Here is an 18301-nt window from a genome sequence, read left to right on the forward strand (position 1 = left end):
AGCGCTCGTGGCAGGGTGGTCGTGACGGGCCGGGTGGTCCGGCACGACCGGGGACGCGGTCCAGAGTGCGGGCCCCGGATCAGCGATCGATGAGTGGACGAGCGGCACGCCGGGACGGCGGGGCCCGCAGGAGGGCCGTGCGGTGGATGGTGTTCGGTTCGGACTGCTGGGGCCGGTGGCCGCCTGGGACGCGGACGGCGATCCGGTCGCGCTCGGCGCGCCACGGCACCGGGAGGTCCTGGGCCGGCTGCTGATCGCGCGCAACCGTGTCGTGCCGGTCGGCCGACTGGTGGCGGACCTGTGGGAAGACGCGGACACGGATGTGCATGGGGGCGGGCACAGGGGCGGGCACGGGGACGCTCCGGTCGGTGCCGTCGGCGCGGTGCGCACCTTTGTCGCCGCACTCCGCCGCGCCCTGGAGCCGGAACGCGCCCCGAGGCAGGCGTCCAGGCTGCTGGTGACCCAGGGTCCCGGCTATGTGCTGCACGCCGGCCGGGACGTGGTGGACGCGTGGCGGTTCGAGGACACGGTGGCCCGGGCCGACTCAGCGGCGCCGCATGCGGCGATTGCGCTGTGGGACCAGGCGCTCGGGCTGTGGCGGGGCCCGGTGCTGGCCGACTTCCCCGGTGTCCGATGGGCCGCCGCCGAACAGGCCCGGCTGGAGGCGCTGCGGCTGCACTCGGTCGAGCGGCGCGCGGATTCCCTACTGGCGACCGGTGGCGCCCGCGAGGCGGCCGTGGACCTGGAGGCCCATGTCGTCGCGCACCCCTGGCGGGAGGACGGCTGGGTACTGCTGGCCACCGCTCTGGAGCGCTCCGGGCGGCGCGGCGACGCGTTGGAAGCGCTGCGTCGGGCCCGGCACACCCTCGCCGAAAGCTTCGGCATCGAACCCGGCCCCGCACTGGCTCGGGCCGAGGCGCAGCTCCTCAAGGGGAGCCCGGCGTCGGCGGAGGCCTCCGGCGCCGTCGACGGGGTCTGGGGACGGGCGGCGGCCGCGTGGGAACGAGCGGTGCCGACCCGGTCGCGGGCGCGGTTGCACGCCACGGCCGCACTGCTGCGAGACCTCGCGGTGACCGGCGCCGATGGGCTGGAGGAGGCGCGCGAGCACCGGCGGGACGTGGTCGCGGCGGCCGAGGCGACCGGCGACGCCGAGCTGGCGGCCCGGATCATCGGTTCCTACGACGTGCCGGCCGTGTGGACGCGCGCCGACGATCCCGACGCCGCGGGCGAACTGTCCCGGGCCGCAGCCCGCGCCGCCGCCGCGCTCACTCCCGGCGATTCACCGGCGCTGCGAGCCCGGCTGTTGTCGGTCGTCGCGGTCGAGTCGCGGGGGGACGCCGCGGCCGACGGACCGATCCCGCGGGCGGTCGAACCTGCCAGTCGCCGACCTGCCCGGGGAGAACTTGCCGACGGCGGACCTGCCCAGGGAAGACCTGCCAGCGGCGGACCCGCCCGAGTCACTGTCGAGTCGCACGGGGACGGCCCAGCCGACGTCCCGATCCCGCAGACGATCGAACCTGCCAGTCGCCGACCTGCCCCGGGAGAACCTGCCGACGGCGGACCTGCCCAGGGAAGACCTGCCGACGGCGGACCCGCCCAGGCCACTGTCGAGTCGCGCCGGGACGCCACAGCCGACAGACCGACCCCACAGGCGATCGAACCTGCCGATCGCCGACCTGCCCGGGGAGAACCTGCTGGCAACGGGCCCGCCCCGATCGGACCTGCCGGAGTCACGGCTGCCGGAGCCGGTCCTGCCAGGGCCCAGCCCCCCGCGGTCGAACCATGGCGGCTCCGGGCCGAGCGCGCCGCCGAGGAAGCCGTCCGCCTGGCTCGTCGCCTCGGCGATCCCGGGCTGCTCGCGTTCGCTCTCAACGGCGCCTTCATGCAGTCCTTCGGTCACTGCGGTGGAGCCCCCGGCCGCGAGGCGCTCGGCCGTGAACTGACCGACCTGGCCGTCGGCCACGACCTGCCCAGTCACGAGGTCCTCGGACGTCTCGTACACCTCCAGGCGCTCGCCGCACTCGGCGAATTCACCGCGGCGGACGCGGAGGCCGAAGAGATCGATCGACTGGCGCACCGTCATGAACGGCCGCTGGCAAGGGTGTTCACGTCCTGGTTCCGCGCCCTGCGCACCTGCGAGAACGAGGGTTGGTCGGCGGCCCATCCTCTGTATACGCAGGTTCTGGCCGCGACCGCGGACAGCGGCATGCCCGGTCTCGCCCAGGGGGCACCGGCCCTGGTCGCCCTCGTCCCGTTCATGCGCGGGAACGGCCTGCCCGGCCCGGGCGACTTCCCCGAACTCGAGGCCGGTCCCTACCAACCGTGGCTCCGCCCCCTCCTGTTGGCCGGCGCCGGCGCCACCGAAGAGGCACGCCAGGCACTCGACGAGGCGCCCCGGCCACCGCACGACCTGCTCCAGGAGGCGATGTGGTGCCTCCTGGCCCGGGCGGCCGGTGCGGTCGGACACGAGCGGATCCTGCGCAGGGCACGGGACGAACTCACCCCGGCCGCCTCCGAGTTGGCCGGAGCCGGCAGCGGCCTCGTCTCCTTCGGCCCGGTCCAGCACCACGTACACGCCATCGACTTGGCCCTCGACGAAGGACACCTGTTCTGATCGGAACGCGTAGTCGTCGCGACCGTTCGGAAGGCGTGGCCCCTCCCGCTGAGGTACGTCCGGCCGGTGCTCACCCGACCAGGGCCGAGGTTCACTCCGCCTGGGCCAGCAGTTCCTCCGAAAGGGTCCACAGGCGCCGCGCGTTGTCCGGGTCCACGGCGTAACGGGCGACTCCGTGCAAGGTGCCGGAGCGGCGGTCGACGACCTCGGTCTCGTTGCAGTCGGTGAAGTAGCGGCCACCGACACCGTCGAGCAAGGGCGAGGTGGCGAGGAGCACTGAGGTGGCGGCGCCCTGTTCGACGGTCTTGATCAGGTCGGCCGGAACCCTTCCGCTGCCTCGACCGCCGGTGTGGCGCTGAAGGTTCGTGTAAATGGCCCCGGGCATCAGGGCGTTGGCGGTGATGTTGTCTCCGGCCCAGCGGCGGGTCGCCTCCACCGCGAAGAGGACGTTGGCCGTCTTGGACTGGCCGTAGGCGAGCCACGGGTCGTACGGCCGGAAGGCGAAGTTGACGTCGTCCCACACGACCGGCGACTGCTGGTGGCCGGTAGAACTGACCACGACGACGCGGGCGGAGCCGTCGGCGGCCAGTGCGTCGTGCAGGCCGGTGGCGAGGGCGAAGTGGCCCAAGTGGTTGGTGGCGAACTGCAGTTCCCATCCCTGTTCGGTGTACTGCTCGGGTGAGGCCATGACGCCGGCGTTGTTCACCAGGACGTGCAGCGGGCCCTGCCAGGCGGCGGCAAAGGCGGCCACGGACGCCTGATCGGTCAGGTCCAGCGGCGCGACACGCACCTCCTGGTTGCCGGTCGCGGCGGTGATGTCCTTGGCGACGCGCTCACCGGCCTCGACATCCCGTACGGCCAGAGTGACTTCCGCACCGGTCGTGGCGAGGACGCGGGCGGTCTCCGCGCCGAGCCCTGACGAGGCACCGGTAACCACCGCACGGCGGCCGGTGAGGTCGACCCCCGCCGCGACCTCGGCGGCCGTGCTGGAGAAGCCGAAGGGGGTGCTGATGGCATTCAAGAACGAACTCCTTGCTGTGTACTCAGTGCTGTGCCGTGTGCTCAGTGCCATGCGCCGAAGCGAACGGGGGCCGACGCGTGCGGGTACCGAAGCGTGCACGTGCCGGCCCGCCCTCGGTTCACGGCGTAAGCAGCCCGTCCTGCTCCGTCAGCGGCGCGCCGTCGTGCCACCGCAGCGCCCTGCCGAAGCGGACCAACTCGCCGTAGAGCGCGGGATCGACACCGTCGGCGAAGACCAGGTCTAGTACGGCGCGGGCGGCATCGGCCGGGGTCTGGGCGCCGCTGAAGTCGCTGAACCAGGGGCGCGAGGTGGCGGTGTCGATCATGCCGGGGCACACGGAGGCGATCAGGGTGCCGTTGGCGAGGTCCTGCTCGCGTCGTTCGGCGGCGACCGCGCGGACCGCGGCGACCTGGGCGACCTTGGAGGGCACGTTCAACCAGCGTGGCCAGCCAGCCTCTTCGGCCGTCTTGTGGTGGATGGCACCGCGCCACGACTCGACGGCGTACTCGACCTGTTCGAGACTCGCGCCGTCGAAGAGGTGGTGCAGGCGCGGGTCGAGGTGGCCGAGGGTGCCCAGGCTGCTGGCGACCACGAGGACACGGCCGGCCGGGCGCAGGATCGGGCCGAAGGAGCGCAGGATCGCGTGGGTCGCGGTGTTGGAGACGTCGATGAACTCGTCGGCCCGCGCGGACTGCGACTCCTCGGGCAGCAGCCGGGCGACAGCATTGGAGATCACGATGTCGACCCCGCCGTACCGGGCCCGGAGGTCGTCGGCGAGTCCGGCGATGGCCTCCGTGTCAGTGACGTCGAGGATCCGGCCCTCGACACGGCTGCGGGTGTCCGGCAGCGCGGCCACCTCGCGGGCGGCAGCCGAGACGCGCTCCTGGCTGCGGCCCGTGAGCAGCACGAGGTCGTCCGGACCCAGCCGGGCGGCCAGTCCTTCGACGAGAGCCCGGCCGAGTCCCTGGTTGGCGCCCGTGACGAGGGCGATGCGTGAAGTGGTCATACGTCCACGCTAGGAACCCCGCTGCCATGCGTCCAACGAAACTTACGCAAGGCTAGTATGCGTATTCATCATGGACTTCACGGATGTGTCACTGACCGCGCTGCGGGTCTTCCGCGCCGTCGCCGAGCAGGGAACCTTCACCGCGGCCGCCGTGTCGCTGGGCTACACGCAGTCGGCGGTGTCCCGGCAGATCGCCTCGATCGAACGGGCGGCGGGAGCCGAGCTGCTGGAACGGCGCCGGGACGGGGTACGGCTGACCGCAGCCGGTCGCGTGGTCATGCGCCGCGCGACGGTCGTGCTCGACGAGATCGACGCGACGGCGCGAGAACTGTCGGGTCTGCCCGGTCAGGCCGGGACGGTCCGGCTGGGCTGGTTCCCCAGCGCGGGTGCTGTCCTACTGCCGACCGCGCTGGCCGCCCTGCGCCGCACGGATCCAGGTCTGCACGTCGTCAGCCGGGAAGGCAGTACTCCGGCACTGGTACGCGCCCTGCGCGCCGGCAGTCTCGACCTGGCCCTGCTGGGATCGGCCCCGCCCTTCCGCCCGCCGGACACCGAGTCGCCCCCGCTCGTGCTCCAGACCCTCACCGAGCGCGCCCTGCGGCTCGCGGTCCCGGCCACCCACCCGCTCGCCCGCGGCGACTTCGTCGACGTGGCCGACCTGCGCGGGCAGCGCTGGATCACCAGCACCTCCTCCGGCGAGGACCGCCTGATGGGCGTATGGCCCGGCCTGGACGAGCGCCCCGAGATCGCCCACACCGCCCGCGACTGGCTCGCCAAACTGCACCTCGTCGCCGCCGGTTGCGGTCTGACCACGATCCCCGCCGTCCTCGCCGCCGCCGCGCCACCGGGCGTCCGCGTCCTCCCCGTCCACGGCGGCCCCCAGGAACAGCGCCGCCTCCTCCTGGCCCGCCTCCCCACCCCGCAGTCCGAGCAGATCGACCGCGTGGCGGCCGCCCTCCGCGCGGCGGCCCTGGCCATCGACCCGCCCGCCCCGTCCTCACCTCCCACGTGATCCCACGTGATCCCACGGGACGCGCCTTTGTCAGGAGTTCTTCATCGCGGGCACAGCGTCCTCGTAGGTACGGACCACAGGATCCTCGTATCGCCCCACGCGAGGAGTTCAACGATGAACGACTACGACCCGACAGACGCGCCATCCATTGAGTCGGCGCCACCGCGAAACCGCCGGGCGCGCGCCAAGCAGTTCCTGTCGAGGAAGAGCGGCGTACCGCTCGCCGCCGGGGTCGCACTGGTGCTCACCGCGGTCGCCCTGGCGGTGACCGGATTCGCCGGTACGTCCGCCGCATCGACCTCCTCCGCCGTCCCGGTCGCGGACACGCCCAGCCCGGCACCCACCGGCGGCCCCGCGGCCGGACCGGCCGCCGGTGGTGCGACCGGCATCGTCACGTCCACGTCCACGTCGGGCTTCACGCTGACGACCGCGACCGGTGTGAAGGTGACCGTGGCCGAGACGTCCACGACCACGTACGAGAAGGGCACCAAACCCGCCACCGAGAAGGTGGTGAAGGTGGACGAGAGCGTCCTCGTGCTGGGCACGGTCGACAGCGCGACCGTCGAGGCGACACAGGTCACCGTCCAGCCGCACGGCGACGGTGGTGCGGCGGCCGCCGAAGCCGCCGGGGTGATCCCCTTCCAGCAGGGCACCCCGTCGCCCGACAAGTCGGTGGGCAAGATCCCGGACTACACCGAGGGCGAGGGGACGATCATCAGTGGAACGGCGGCCGACAAGGCGGTGCAGGCCGCGCAGTCCGTCGTGCCCGGTGGCGTCAACGACCGTGTGGTGCAGCTGAGTGACGGTGAGTACGAGGTCCACAACATCAGCGTCAACTGGCCGCACCACGTCTTCGTGAACGCGGACTTCAAGGTCGTCGGCTGGAACTGACCGTCGTACGCGCCTCTTCTACGTCACCGACTCGACGCGACCGGCCCCGCACCCTTGGCTTCGGTGCGGGGCCGGTGTCGACTCTCAGGTCGGGTGGTGCGTCACTAGCCGGCCAGGGTCCGGTCGGCCACCACGGGTGTCCAGCGGATCTGCGTGCTGCACAGGGCCACCACCACGGCGGCGGCCGCGACAACCGCCAAGCCCCCCACGAGACTGCTCGCGTTCGCCACGAAGCCGATGAACGGCGGACCGGCGAGCAGGCCCGTCGTGCCCATGGCGGCGACCAGGGCCAGAGCCTCCGAGCCCTGTTTCGCCGCGGCCACGTAGATGCACGGGGTCACGGCCGCGACGCCCAGGCCGACACAGGCGAAGCCGATGAGGGCGGGTGCCACTCCCCCGGCCACCAGGGCGAAGGCCAGCCCCGCGGCGGCCAGCGCGCTGCCGGACAGGACGGTCCGGCCGTCCCCCCAGCGGCTGCGCCAGCCGTCCGCGAAGAGGCGGGCGAGCACCATCATGCCGGAGACCACGGCGATGCCCAGGGGCGCCAACTCCGCGGACGCCTTGGCCACTTCCTTCAGGTAGAGGGCGGACCAGTCGTTCATGGCGCCCTCGGTGACGGTGCCGAACGCCATGGCGACGCACATCCACAGCACCATCCGGGACGGCAGGGTCCACTTGCTGCGGCCCTTCTTCTCCTTCTCCTCGGCGGCCGGCGCGTCGTCGGTGAGCAGACCGGGGCGTGCGGCGACCCCGAGCAGGACGAGGAGCACGGCCGCGACACCGAAGTGCAGCCCGACCGACGAGGTGACGGCGGTCATGACGGAGGCGAGCAGCGCCGCCAGCAAGGAGCCGCCGCTGAACGTCGCGTGGAGTCGGGCCATGGTGTTGCGTTCGTGCCGTGCCTCCAGGGCGGCGCCCTGCGCGTTCATGGCGACGTTCAGGCAGCCCACGAAGACGCCGTCGACACCCATGACCAGCAGGGCGACCGGGTAGTTGGGCGCCGCCGCCAGGCCCAGGAGTACGACGGTCAGGCACACGGTGGACAGCAGCGCCAACTGCGCCGAGCCCAGGCGCTTCATGAGCACCGGGACCAGCGGGAAGGACGCCACCGCGCCGACTCCGGCCGCCATCAGCAGGACGCCCACCTCAGCCGGGGTCAGCCCGAGGTCCGCCTTGATGGCCGGGATCCGGGAGGCCCAGGTGGCGTACTGGAAGCCGAGGGCGCAGAAGAGTGCGGCGATGGCCAACTGGCTGCGTACGAAGGGGTCATGGACACGGAACACGCGCATCAGCTCGCTTCGTCGGGGCGAACGGACCGCGCGGCGGGACGTCGGCCGGCTCGGGCGTTGCGGCACTGTCGGCCGGCACCGCCTTGGACATGTAGACGGCGCCTGTGCCGTAGCCGCTGGGCCGGACCCGGGGGTGTGCGGTGAATCCGCGCGCCGACCAGAACGTCCGGCTGCGGCCGACGGCGACCAGCGAGATCCGCTCGTAGCCGCGCGAACGGACCGTCGAGGCGAGGTGGTGGAGGAGGCGCTGGGCCAGGCCTCTGCCCCGGAGGCCCTCGGTGATAACGATGTCGTGGAGGTGGACGTTGTCGGGCGACGAGCCCGCAGCATCCGTCGCCGGCTGGGTGTGTTCCAGGTCGGGATAGTGGAAGGCCGGGTAGGGCAGCGCCAGCAGATAGCCGGCCGGGCGGGCGCCGACGTCCAGCACGAAGCACAGGTCGGGCGAGGCGCCGGCCCGGGAGCGCAGCACCTCGCGCCCTTCCGTCAAGCCGAGTCGGTCGTACGCGCTGGCCTCCATCTCCACGATGGCGTCCCAGTCGGTCTCGGCGATGGGGCGGATGTCCACGAGGTCGCTCATGGGCGCCTCTCGTTCGTCACGGTGTACGGCAGGGGGTCGAACCCGTTGAAGCCCTGGGTCATGTAACTCATCGCGTAGGCACCGCTGGACAGCACCCAGACCGGGTCCCCCGAGGCCAGGTCCTTGGGTACGCGGACGAGTCCCTGGTCGCTCGGGTAGGCGTCGTCGCTGTCGCAGGTGGGGCCTGCGACGACGGCGGGCACGTACTCGGGGTCGGGGTGAGTGGGGAAGTGCAGCCGGTACTGCACGGCGTCCATCTCGTACAGGCCGTTGAACTTCCCGCAGCTGAGGTAGAGCCAGTACTGGGGTTCGCCGTCCGGTCCGCGCCGCTCGGCCAGCCGGGTCACCCGGGCCCGGATGGCTCCGTGGTCGGCGACGAGATGGCGTCCCGGTTCCATGACGAACCGGAGGTGCTCGCCGTGGACCTCCTTGAGGTGGCGCATGCCCTCACGGATGACGGCGAAGATCTTGTCGATCGGCGGGTCGAGCGGTGTGCCGTACCGGTCCTGGTAGCCGAGCGCCGGGAGGCCGCCGCCGAGGTTGACGTGGTCCAGGGTGATCCCTCGTCGGCCCAGGACGTCGAGGACGTCGGCCAGGTCTTCGAGGGCGGTGTGCCAGGCGTCCGCCGTCATCTGCTGGGAGCCCACGTGGACGGACAGGCCCGCCGGTGTGAGACCCGACGCGCGTGCCGTCTCCAGCACGCGCACCGCGTCGGCGGGCGAGCAGCCGAACTTGCCGGTCAGGCCCCACAGGGCGCCTTCTCCGGTGGTCGCCAGACGGCAGAACACCCGTGCCCCGGGGGCGTGTTGGGCGATAGCCGCCACGTCCTCGACGCTGTCGGTCGCGAAGGTGTCGACGCCGAGGCGGTGGGCTTCGGCGATGTCCTGGTCGGACTTGACGGTGTTGCCGTAGTGCACGCGGTCTACCGGCATGCCCGCCCGCAGTGCCTGTTCCAACTCGCGCGGGCTGGCTCCGTCGGCCCCGGCACCCAGCTGTGCCAGGCACGCGATCACCTCGTCGACCGGACAGGCCTTGAGCGCGAACCGGACGAGCACATCGGGCAGTTCACGGCGGAGCGTCTCGTAGCGTTCCGCGATTCCGCCGAGGTCGAAGACGATCCGGTCCTCGGTGGCCGCCACGAGCGCGGCACGGAGGGCGGCGGACTCCTGGGCCGCGCTCACGCCGGCCTCACCGTCGGCGTCTGCACCGGGGTGTGCCGGGCGGCCTCCACCAGTGCTTCCCAGGACTCGGCCAGGAGAGCGAAGTCCTCGATGTCGCCGCGCGCCTCGTCGAGGAGGCGTTCGCGACGCGCCGCCAGGAGGTCGGCGAACTCGGCGTACCTGCCGCCGAGTTGGCGGTAGGCGATGTCGAGGGCGTCCAGCCGCTGGACGTTCTCGGTCCGGTCGAGCAGGGCGCTCTCCCTGGCCAGTCGGGCGACCGGGGCCGCGCGTACCTGCCCCCGCTCGTCGACCAACTCCGGTCCCGCCTGGGCCATCCGGTCGTAGACGACGTTGAAGTAGAGCATCGACAGCAGGAACTTCACGAAGCGCATCTGGTACGCGGTGAAGCCGGCGTCGGTCCGGCGTTCGCCCGTGTAGTAGTTGACGATGTGCCGGTTGTGCAGCACACCGGGCAGGGCCGCGTCGTGGACCAGGTGGATGAGGAAGTAGTCGCTGCCGATGGTGTCGGTCGCCGGTGGCAGCGGCACGCGTTCGTGCACCCCGTGGAAGCTGATGTTGCACATGTCGACGCGCATCGGGTCGACCAGGGCCAGTGTCGAGTGGTCCTGGACGAACGGGTCGGTACCGGCGCCCCGGAAGGACTCCTCGACCAGCTGCTTCTTCTGGTCGTCGGACCACTCCATGGGCGCCCAGAGGCTGACCATGTCGTGGTAGACACCGGGGTCGATGTCGAGGATCTCGCCGATGTCGACGGAGAGTTCACCGACGAAGGACGCGGCCACCATCGAGACCGTCTTGTCGGCGTGCCGCTCGGCCAGCATGTTCTCGGTGACGTCGGACGCCGTGTCGGCCGCACGGCGGCCGAGCGAGGTGAGTTCGTGGTGGACGGGGAAGAGGGTCTCGCCGTCGAGGGTCTGGTAGCGACTGTCGGAGTCCCTGCGGTGCACGGACTCGCAGCCGAGGGCGGCGGCGATGAGGAACGCCCGGTTGGTGCAGGCCCCGTAGGACAGCTTCGCCGGGAGCATCAACTCCAGCAGGAGGTCGGGCTTGGTGGCCGCGGCCCGGCCGATCGTCCGCTGGAGGAAGGCACGTTGGCCCTCCTCGTCGAGGTGGTGGACGACGATCCGCGGGTCCTGCGGGAGTCCGCGCACCGTCTCGGCGTGCTCCGCGAGGGCGGGCGCGTCGCAGGAGTCGAGGATCAGCAGGTGCACCTCGGTGTCGAAGTGCTCCACGGCGTAGGCCGCTTCATCGGCGATGGCCTCGATCGTCGCCGAGCAGGGCCGGTTGGTGGGCAGGGTCAGACATATTCGGCGCATGCGGCTTCTCCGACCGGGTCGTCCAGCTCCACGCCACTCCAGGACTTGAGGCCCAGCAACTTGGCGCCCAGTTCGTCGAGGGTGGCCCTGCCGTAGCGCAGCGACTCGTGCTTGTGGGCGTCGCCCAGCAGCGTCGCGTTCCACTCCGGGGTGCTGAGCGTGCGCCAGGAGTCGACCCGGGAGCGCCGCAGCGTCTGGTGGGTCTCCAGCGCCGGCATCATCGACAGGTACTGGGCCGCCCGCACGCCGTTCTTCGAGGTGTTGGGGGCCACTCCGTGGGCCAGCATGCCGTTGAAGATGAGCAGGTCGCCGGCCTCCAACTCGGGCCGCACCACCGGGTATTCGGCGCGGTCGATCCGCGGGCGGATCGGGTCGCGGCCGTCGGGCTGGAGCGCCTTCCAGCGGTCGAAGCGGTGGAACAGCTCGGGACAGCACTGGAAACCGCCGAGTTCCGCGGTGGTGTCGTTGAGGGCGATGATCCCCTGCACCCGCTGCGGCGGTACACCGAGCGTGGTGTCGACGTCCCAGTGGAGCTCGATGTCGAAGCCCTCTTCGGTGCTCGGGATGAGGGCCCGGGAGCGGTTCTTGACGTTGGGCGGGTTCAGGTTGAGCCGGTCCAGGGTGACCCAGAGCTCCTCGCAGTCCCACACGTCCACGAACGCGTCGTAGACCCGCTGGGTCATGCGGCTGTCCCAGATGAGCTGGTGGTGGTACGCCTCGACGAAACCGTAGATGTGCAGGTCGCGGTCGAGGTCCGAGCGGTACTCCCGCTCCTCGTACCAGGTGTCCGGGCGTTCGGGGTCGAGCCCCTGGAAGTCCCAGGCGAAGTCGACGAGTTGGCGGGCGGCGGACGCGGGTATCGCCTGCTTCACGACGACGTAGCCGTAGTTCTGCCAGGAGGCGAAGTCCGCCTCGGACAGCACGCGCAGGGGAACGGTCTTCTTCAGGTCGCGCAAGGCGGTCTGCGCGAGGTAGATCTCGCCGTCCGGGCTGAAGTAGGGGACGGGCGAAGCGGCACGGTGGAGATAACGGTCAGGCGTGGGCATGCAGTGTTCCAGACCTCGATCTCTTACCGGTGGCCACCGGCCGGAGGCCACCGCTTGTGCGAGGTGTCGGCCGCGGCACAGGAATGCGGGCGTGTGGCGGTCTGCACACCTGACACCCGCATCCGGACGCGCACCGGTGCCGTGCGACGGCGCCTGGCGAACAGCGCGCTGCCGCACGGCCCGAAGGAGGGCGGGCGGCCTACAGGGTTGCTGCACCACGCGCCGCACCAGCCACACTTCGAACTCGCGTGCCACCAATTTGGACTAGACCATCTGGCCGTGTCAAACATGCCCGTTGATCGCGTGTCGCCATCAAATCGGCGATATCCACGGGGACTTGAAGGGGCCACGACAGACCGAGGACGGATGCGCGACAGGGTGCGGGCGGACAGTCGACGGCAGGGCAAACCCCTGTCGCGCGCGACGCCCGGGGCGCACCAAGGCACCCTCTTGACATGAGCGGCTAGCCTGGGCGGAGATTGGTCTGTACCAAGTCGGTCACCTGGAAGGCGAACACACTCGATGGTCTCCAGCAAGCACAGTACGGAGTTGCGACGGCTGGCGCTGTCCGTTCTGCAACCGGGATTCGTGGGCACCGAAGCCCCGGACTGGGTACTGCGCGAGATCAGGGACGGGCTGGCGTCCGTCGTCCTCTTCTCCCGCAACATCGTCTCGCTGGAACAGGTCGCCCTGCTCACCGGGCAACTACGCGCGGAGAACCCCGAGTTGATCATTGCGATCGACGAGGAGGCCGGTGACGTCACCCGGATCGAGTCCGCCACCGGATCCACCCGGCCGGGCAACCTCGCGCTGGGCACCGTCGACGACACCGAGCTGACCGAGTCGGTCGCCGCCGACCTGGGCCGCCAACTGCGCGCCGTCGGCGTGAGTCTGGACTACGCGCCCAGCGCGGACGTCAACTCCAACCCGGACAACCCGATCATCGGGGTCAGGTCCTTCGGGGCGGACCCCAAGGTCGTCTCCCGGCACACCGCCGCCTGGATCCGGGGCCTTCAGTCGGGCGGAGTCGCCGCCTGCGCCAAGCACTTCCCGGGCCACGGTGACGTGGCCGTCGACTCCCACCACGGCCTGCCCGTCTACGGCGCCGACCGGGACGAGATCGTCACCCAGGCCCTGCCGCCGTTCCGGGCCGCCCTGGACGCGGGCGTGCGCGCGGTGATGAGCGGCCATCTCCTCGTGCCCGCGTACGATCCCGATCTGCCCGCCACGCTCAGTCCGCGCATCCTGGGCGACCTGCTCCGCGACGAGCTCGGTTTCGACGGGCTGATCGTCACGGACGCCATCGAAATGGGCGCCGTCGCCGACCAGTTCGGCATCGAGGGCGCGACCGTACGAGCGGTCGCCGCCGGTGCCGACGCGGTCTGCGTCGGCGGCGAGAACGCCGAGGAGTCGATGGTCGGCCGGCTCGCCGGCGCCCTGGTCGACGCCGTGGCCGACGGGAGCCTCACCCGGGAGCGACTGGAGCAAGCCGCCGCGCGCGTACGGGAGTTCGCCACCTGGTCGGCCGGACTGGCCCACGCCGACGACGGCAGCACAGCCGGCGGGGACATCGGCTTCGCGGCCGCCCGCCGTGCCATCCGGCTGACCGGAGCCGTCAACGGCACCCTGCCGCTCTCCGCTGCCCCGCACGTCGTGGAACTCGCCCCCACCACCAACCTGGCCATCGGCAAGGAGACCCCCTGGGGCGTGGCGGCTCCGCTGAGCGAGCGCCTGCCGGGCACGACCGCCGTCCGCGTGCAGCGCCAGGAACTCCAGCCGGCGACCCTGCGGGCGTGCGCGCTGGAGCCCGCCGCGGGGCGCCCCCTCGTCGTCGTGGTGCGGGACGTCTCCCGGCACGCCTGGATGGCCGACGCCCTCGCCGACCTCATCGCGGCGCGCCCCGACGCGATCGTGGTGGAGATGGGCCTGCCGGGCGCCGGCCTCAGCGGAGCGGTGCAGATCTTCACCCACGGGGCCACGGCGGCCTCCGGGGTGGCGGCGGCGGAGGTGCTGACGGGGGCGCGGTAGACGGCGGGACGTGCATGCGCGGCACGGCCATCAGGCGGGACGTGCATCGGGCCGGGCGAGGATCAGGTGCTATAAATGAACCTGAATTCACATTCTCTGCCGTTCTCCAGAGTGCAGGAGGGCCGATGCCCGCACCCGTGACGTCCAAAGGCGAGCGCTCGGCCGCCGAGCTCAAGGCCGCCGCCCTGCGGGTGATCGCGCGCCAGGGATACCTGTCGACGAAGATCGCCGACATCACGGCGGAGGCGGGCAAGTCGGCCGGCGTCTTCTACCGGTACTTCACCGACAAGGACGACCTGCTGCGCTCGGTCGTCGACGACTTCGCCGCGGCTCTGCGCGAGCGCGTGACCGAGCACGCCGGCGGACCGCACGCGCTCGACGGGGTCGAGGACATCCGCGGACACGTGCGCGCCTACTGGGACACCTACCGCGCCCACCGCGCCGAGATGACGGCCGTCTACGAGGCATCGCTGGTCAGCGCGGAGTTCGCCGCCCACTGGGAGGACATGCGGGCGCGGCACGTCGACATCTGGACCGCGCATGTGACCGAGGCGCGCGATCTCGCCGCCCCGGACCGGGACACACGGCTGACCGCGCTCGCGGTCGTGGCGATGATCGAGCGGTTCTGCCAGCTCGCGGCACCCGCCGAGAGCGAGGAGGAGGGCGACGCGGCGGTCGAAGCCCTGACCCGCCTCCTGGCACACGGTCTGCTCCAGCAGGAGCGGTCCGTCTGACTCCGGACGGCCATCTCACTCCGGACGGCAACTCGACCTTGTGGTGCGGAAGTTGTCGCCACGAACACCGCGAACTGATCGACAACCTTCGGCGTGCGGCGATAATCTGACTCCCGTGGTCCAAGCGGACGGGCAGCCGAGTGTTCAGGGGGCTCCCGAGCCCACACCGCTGTGGCGGAACCGGGATTACAACCTCTGGTGGATCGGCACCGCGTTGTCCGGGCTGGGGACCAGTGTCTCCACGCTGGCGTTCCCCCTGCTGATCCTGGCCTCCGCCGGTTCGGCCGCCGCTGCCGGGGCCGTCGGCGCGTGTGCGAGCGTCGGTCTGCTGGCGGGTCTGCTGCCCGCCGGGGTGGCCGCCGACCGCTATTCGCGGCGGGCCCTGCTGGTCGGCTCCGCGAGCGTCCAACTGGTCACCATGGGCGCGGTCTTCTGGATGGTGGCCGCAACCCACGTATGGCTGCCGCTGATCGCGGCCATGGCCCTGTTACAGGGCCTGGCATCGGCGGTGTTCAGAGGAGCCGCGGCGCCGCTGGTGAAGCGGATCGTGCCCCCGTCGCAGCTCAAGGCCGCGTTCGCCAGGGCCGAAGCCCGGGACTTCGGCGCCCAGTTGGGCGGGGCGCCGCTCGGCGGACTGCTGTTCTCCCTGGCCCGCTGGGCGCCCTTCCTCGCGGACGCCGTGTCCTTCGCGGCGGTCGCGCTCGTCTCCGCGCTGCTGCGTACTCCGCTGGGTCCCGACGTCAGCCGCGAACCCGAGGCCGAGGCAGCCAACTCGGACGACGGGCCCGGCTCCCGTCCCAAGCTGCTTCAAGACCTGGGCGCAGGCCTGGCGTTCATCCGCGGCAACACGTTCCTGCGGTACGCGCTGGTGTGGTCCGCGCTCACGAATCTGATGTTCGCGGGCATCGGCTTCATGTTCATCGTGACGCTGCGGGACCACGGCGCCTCGCCCTCGACGATCGGCACGGCCGAGGCGATCGCCACCGCGTGTGCCCTCTGCGGCGCGCTCGCCGCCGGGCGGATCGTCCAACGGGTCTCGGGCTACCGGATCGTGCTGTTCGTCTCGTGGATGGTCCCGTGCGGTGTCGCGGGGCTGATCTTCCTCGCCGACCGGCCGTGGCTGGCCGCGCTGTCCCTGGGCGCGAGCACCGTGTTCGTCACGCCGCTGAACGTGGTGTTCGCCAGCCGTGCGATCGCGGTCGTCCCGGACGAGCTGACCGCGCGCGTCATCACGTCGATGAACCTGGCCGCGATGTGCTGCGGCTGGCCGGCACCGCTGGTGTGCGGAGCGCTCGCGGACGGGTTCGGGGTGGACGTGCCCCTGATCGTCATCACGGCCGGTCTGGTTCTGATGGCGGTCGCCAACCATGTGGTGCCGGCCGTCCGCCTCCTGCACACGGCTCCTGGCGAGGCCGAGGAGGCCCTGCCCGACGCCGACCCGGACGACCGGATCACCTCATGACGGAGGCTTGCAAAAAAAAGGGGGGCGGTCAGCCCGCCGTGGTCGCCGTCACGACGACACACCGGTAGTCGAGGCTGACCTCGCCGCCGTGCTCGGCGTCGAGGTAACGGGCCACCTTGTGCAGGAGCGTTCGTCGGACCGCCTTGGGCAGGGCCAGGTGGCGGCTGTCGGTGCCCAGCAGTTCGCACCACTCCTGCGAGGTGAGGCAACTCCGCCAGGGGAAGGCTGACTTGGTGACGGAGGAGAATCCGTGGGCGCGCAGTTCCGCCGCGTACTCGTCGATGTCGGCCTCCGTCAGGTTCGCCCTGCCGCCGTCGCCTGTGGGCAGCCCGTCCGGCAGGACGGATGCGTAGACACGGTTCAGACCGAAGCCGACGAGCGGTGGGTGGGAGCCGAGGTTCCAGGCGAGCAGGATCTGCCCGCCGGGGCGCAGACAGCGCGCCGCTTTGTCCGTCCGCTCTCCCGGGCGCAGCCAGTGCCATGCCTGGCCGCACGCGACCGTGTCGAACCGTCGCTCCCCGGGATCCCACGCCTCGAACGAGCCGACCTCGACCGCCAGTCCCTTGGCCGAGGCGACGGCCGCCATCCGCGGGTCCGGCTCCAGGCCCATGACCCGGTGGCCCAGCGAGGTCAGCGCGGTGGCGAGTTTGCCGGTTCCGCAGCCGATGTCGAGGGCGCTGCCGGGGACGGCGCCGGTCTGCGTGGCGAGGGCTTCGCTCAGGGCGGCCGGGGGATAGTCGGGGCGCAGTCGGTCGTAGGACCGCGCGCGTTCCCCGAAGACGACGGGAGCACGCACCGTGTCGCCTGTCATGTCAGTCCCCCGATCAAGGTCACGAAGGTGTGCTGAGGAAGGAAGAGCAGATAGGTCCCCACCGAGGCCACGCCGAAGGGGACCAGCCGCTTGGGCAGGATCGAGGTGAACGCGATGTGCGTGAGCAGGCCCAGGACCGCGCCCACCGCCCAGGTGGCGGGAAAGATCAGCAGCAGGGGCAGGGCCGCCTCCACGCCGATCGTCGCCAGTGAGGGCGCGCGCAACCGGCGTGCGGCCAGGGCCGGTTCGGCGGTGGCGAAGCGCTCCGTGAACCAGGCCGGGAAGTAGTAGTCGCGCGGGACGTCCGGCGACTCGGCGTGCACGGTGGCCAGTTGCTCGAAGGTCTTCTGAAGGGTGTCCCCGCGGGTGAACTGGCGGGAGGCGGCCTTGAACCAGGTGCTGCTCCAGTACACCTGGAACATCAGCACGACCACGGCCGCCTGCGGCCAGGAGGGCTTGAGGCCGGGCGGGATCCGGGGCGGTTCGAGGAACGCGGACAGGGACGGGGCGTCCAGCAGCGACTGGAGGCTCAGATAGGCGTCGGCCTGCCGGGCGAAGACGAACGGGAGGCACATCATGCCCAGGAACAGGGTGTTGAACTTGCGGTCGAAGGTGAACTCGAACACGCACCAGGCGGCCACGACCGCAGCGGCCAGCGGGGTGAGCACACCCGCGAACAGACACACGGCCGCGACCGCCCGGGCCGCGTAGAAGACCTTGAAGGCCGTCGGACTGAGCAGCAGCTTCACGGCCATCTCGTCCTGCTCGTACCGCCAGCGCAGCAGGGACTTGGGGTTGAGGTCGAAGTACCGTGCCATGCCGAAGAGATGGTCCGCGGTGATCTTCCACAGCAGGGCCGCGCCGAGGATCAGGCGATAGCAGCACAGCGACGGGCCCGCCACCGTTCCGTCGACGGGCGCCGCGATCGACAGCACGTCATGCACGGACCACCTCGCCGTGCCTGATCGCGATCCTGACGTAGCCGAACGGCACCAGAGCCACGCCGTCACCCACCACGCGCCGGCCGTGCTCCTCTTCGAGGTAGCGCACCAACTGGCCCAGTGTGTCAGCGGTGTTGAAGTAGTCGTGGCGCAGCTCGTACGTCCATGGACTGACCGGCCGGTCGTCGTCGATGTCCCGCAGCCGGGCCCGGTAGGCGCCCAGGTGGGAGAACATGGCCCAGGAACCGAACGAGCCCGGAGCGGTGAAGAATCCGCGCCACACCAGCCAGCACAGCACACCGCAGCCCAGTACCGCGGCGGCGATCTCGTCGACCACACGGCCTCCTTCAGAACGTCGGAACAGCGAGAGCC

At 71.4% G+C, this 18301-nt stretch carries 16 protein-coding genes; 6 read left to right on the top strand and 10 right to left on the bottom strand.

All coding sequences use genetic code 11. The features are described from left to right. Positions 1 to 142 precede the first annotated feature (142 nt). Positions 143 to 2614, top strand: coding sequence for a BTAD domain-containing putative transcriptional regulator (locus ACWD5F_RS07035; RefSeq protein WP_451251871.1), 2472 nt, complete (start codon positions 143 to 145; stop codon positions 2612 to 2614). Between the two features lie 91 nt (positions 2615 to 2705). On the opposite strand, the gene ACWD5F_RS07040 is transcribed toward ACWD5F_RS07035, so the two are convergent. Next, entirely contained in the window at positions 2706 to 3635 is a 930-nt protein-coding gene (locus tag ACWD5F_RS07040) for an SDR family NAD(P)-dependent oxidoreductase (protein ID WP_451251873.1), read from the bottom strand. A gap of 118 nt (positions 3636 to 3753) precedes the next feature. Continuing rightward, positions 3754 to 4641, bottom strand: coding sequence for an SDR family NAD(P)-dependent oxidoreductase (locus tag ACWD5F_RS07045; RefSeq protein WP_451251875.1), 888 nt, complete (start codon positions 4639 to 4641; stop codon positions 3754 to 3756). Between the two features lie 70 nt (positions 4642 to 4711). Here ACWD5F_RS07045 and ACWD5F_RS07050 point away from each other — a divergent pair, with 70 nt between their 5' ends. Together ACWD5F_RS07050 and ACWD5F_RS07055 are read left to right on the top strand one after the other, a co-directional pair. Further along, positions 4712 to 5653: a LysR family transcriptional regulator gene (locus ACWD5F_RS07050; protein ID WP_451251876.1), complete on the top strand. Its 942-nt coding sequence runs from the start codon at positions 4712 to 4714 to the stop codon at positions 5651 to 5653. A 114-nt stretch (positions 5654 to 5767) separates the two neighbouring features. Continuing rightward, positions 5768 to 6544 (top strand): hypothetical protein, encoded by a 777-nt coding sequence (locus ACWD5F_RS07055; protein ID WP_451251878.1) that lies wholly within the window; start codon positions 5768 to 5770, stop codon positions 6542 to 6544. Between the two features lie 104 nt (positions 6545 to 6648). Here ACWD5F_RS07055 and ACWD5F_RS07060 read toward each other — a convergent pair whose 3' ends face one another. The 5 genes from ACWD5F_RS07060 to ACWD5F_RS07080 are packed head-to-tail and all read right to left on the bottom strand — an operon-like array spanning position 6649 to position 11953. Beyond that, entirely contained in the window at positions 6649 to 7833 is a 1185-nt protein-coding gene (locus ACWD5F_RS07060) for an MFS transporter (RefSeq protein ID WP_451251880.1), read from the bottom strand. After that, on the bottom strand, positions 7811 to 8410 hold the full coding sequence (locus ACWD5F_RS07065) for a GNAT family N-acetyltransferase (protein ID WP_451251882.1): 600 nt from the start codon (positions 8408 to 8410) through the stop codon (positions 7811 to 7813). The genes ACWD5F_RS07060 and ACWD5F_RS07065 overlap by 23 nt, the downstream gene beginning before the upstream one ends. Then, complete coding sequence (locus ACWD5F_RS07070) at positions 8407 to 9591, bottom strand: type III PLP-dependent enzyme (RefSeq protein ID WP_451251884.1); 1185 nt, start codon at positions 9589 to 9591, stop codon at positions 8407 to 8409. Before ACWD5F_RS07070 ends, ACWD5F_RS07065 begins: the two co-directional genes overlap by 4 nt. Continuing rightward, complete coding sequence (locus ACWD5F_RS07075; protein ID WP_451251886.1) at positions 9588 to 10907, bottom strand: DUF6271 family protein; 1320 nt, start codon at positions 10905 to 10907, stop codon at positions 9588 to 9590. Before ACWD5F_RS07075 ends, ACWD5F_RS07070 begins: the two co-directional genes overlap by 4 nt. Further along, positions 10889 to 11953: a phytanoyl-CoA dioxygenase family protein gene (locus ACWD5F_RS07080; protein ID WP_401715149.1), complete on the bottom strand. Its 1065-nt coding sequence runs from the start codon at positions 11951 to 11953 to the stop codon at positions 10889 to 10891. The genes ACWD5F_RS07075 and ACWD5F_RS07080 overlap by 19 nt, the downstream gene beginning before the upstream one ends. A 522-nt stretch (positions 11954 to 12475) precedes the next feature. Here ACWD5F_RS07080 and ACWD5F_RS07085 point away from each other — a divergent pair. The 3 genes from ACWD5F_RS07085 (at position 12476) to ACWD5F_RS07095 (ending at position 16177) form a co-directional block, all read left to right on the top strand. Then, positions 12476 to 13981: a glycoside hydrolase family 3 protein gene (locus tag ACWD5F_RS07085; RefSeq protein ID WP_451251888.1), complete on the top strand. Its 1506-nt coding sequence runs from the start codon at positions 12476 to 12478 to the stop codon at positions 13979 to 13981. Positions 13982 to 14106: 125 nt separating this feature from the next. After that, a complete protein-coding gene (locus ACWD5F_RS07090) occupies positions 14107 to 14715 on the top strand; it encodes a TetR/AcrR family transcriptional regulator (RefSeq protein ID WP_451251890.1) in 609 nt (202 codons plus the stop codon). Between the two features lie 115 nt (positions 14716 to 14830). Further along, positions 14831 to 16177: an MFS transporter gene (locus tag ACWD5F_RS07095; RefSeq protein WP_451251892.1), complete on the top strand. Its 1347-nt coding sequence runs from the start codon at positions 14831 to 14833 to the stop codon at positions 16175 to 16177. Between the two features lie 28 nt (positions 16178 to 16205). Here the strand turns inward: ACWD5F_RS07095 and ACWD5F_RS07100 are convergent, their stop codons facing one another. From ACWD5F_RS07100 to ACWD5F_RS07110, 3 genes are read right to left on the bottom strand one after another with little or no spacing between them, the layout of a single operon-like run. Then, positions 16206 to 16988 (bottom strand): class I SAM-dependent methyltransferase, encoded by a 783-nt coding sequence (locus tag ACWD5F_RS07100; RefSeq protein ID WP_451251894.1) that lies wholly within the window; start codon positions 16986 to 16988, stop codon positions 16206 to 16208. Then, the gene (locus tag ACWD5F_RS07105) at positions 16985 to 17932 is read right to left on the bottom strand and encodes a hypothetical protein (protein ID WP_451251896.1); all 948 of its coding nucleotides are present in this window, start codon (positions 17930 to 17932) and stop codon (positions 16985 to 16987) included. Before ACWD5F_RS07105 ends, ACWD5F_RS07100 begins: the two co-directional genes overlap by 4 nt. Next, positions 17925 to 18266 (bottom strand): hypothetical protein, encoded by a 342-nt coding sequence (locus tag ACWD5F_RS07110; protein WP_401715161.1) that lies wholly within the window; start codon positions 18264 to 18266, stop codon positions 17925 to 17927. Before ACWD5F_RS07110 ends, ACWD5F_RS07105 begins: the two co-directional genes overlap by 8 nt. Between the last annotated feature and the right edge of the window lie 35 nt (positions 18267 to 18301).

The sequence above is a fragment of the Streptomyces sp. NPDC002499 genome (assembly GCF_053595415.1).

Bases quoted from the DNA above. Each gene is read 5' to 3' on its own strand.
- ACWD5F_RS07085 (WP_451251888.1), top strand. From the start codon at position 12,476: ATGGTCTCCAGCAAGCACAGTACGGAGTTGCGACGGCTGGCGCTGTCC.
- ACWD5F_RS07060 (WP_451251880.1), bottom strand. From the start codon at position 7,833: ATGCGCGTGTTCCGTGTCCATGACCCCTTCGTACGCAGCCAGTTGGCC.
- ACWD5F_RS07080 (WP_401715149.1), bottom strand. From the start codon at position 11,953: ATGCCCACGCCTGACCGTTATCTCCACCGTGCCGCTTCGCCCGTCCCC.
- ACWD5F_RS07065 (WP_451251882.1), bottom strand. From the start codon at position 8,410: ATGAGCGACCTCGTGGACATCCGCCCCATCGCCGAGACCGACTGGGAC.
- ACWD5F_RS07045 (WP_451251875.1), bottom strand. From the start codon at position 4,641: ATGACCACTTCACGCATCGCCCTCGTCACGGGCGCCAACCAGGGACTC.
- ACWD5F_RS07050 (WP_451251876.1), top strand. From the start codon at position 4,712: ATGGACTTCACGGATGTGTCACTGACCGCGCTGCGGGTCTTCCGCGCC.
- ACWD5F_RS07055 (WP_451251878.1), top strand. From the start codon at position 5,768: ATGAACGACTACGACCCGACAGACGCGCCATCCATTGAGTCGGCGCCA.
- ACWD5F_RS07075 (WP_451251886.1), bottom strand. From the start codon at position 10,907: ATGCGCCGAATATGTCTGACCCTGCCCACCAACCGGCCCTGCTCGGCG.
- ACWD5F_RS07090 (WP_451251890.1), top strand. From the start codon at position 14,107: ATGCCCGCACCCGTGACGTCCAAAGGCGAGCGCTCGGCCGCCGAGCTC.
- ACWD5F_RS07100 (WP_451251894.1), bottom strand. From the start codon at position 16,988: ATGACAGGCGACACGGTGCGTGCTCCCGTCGTCTTCGGGGAACGCGCG.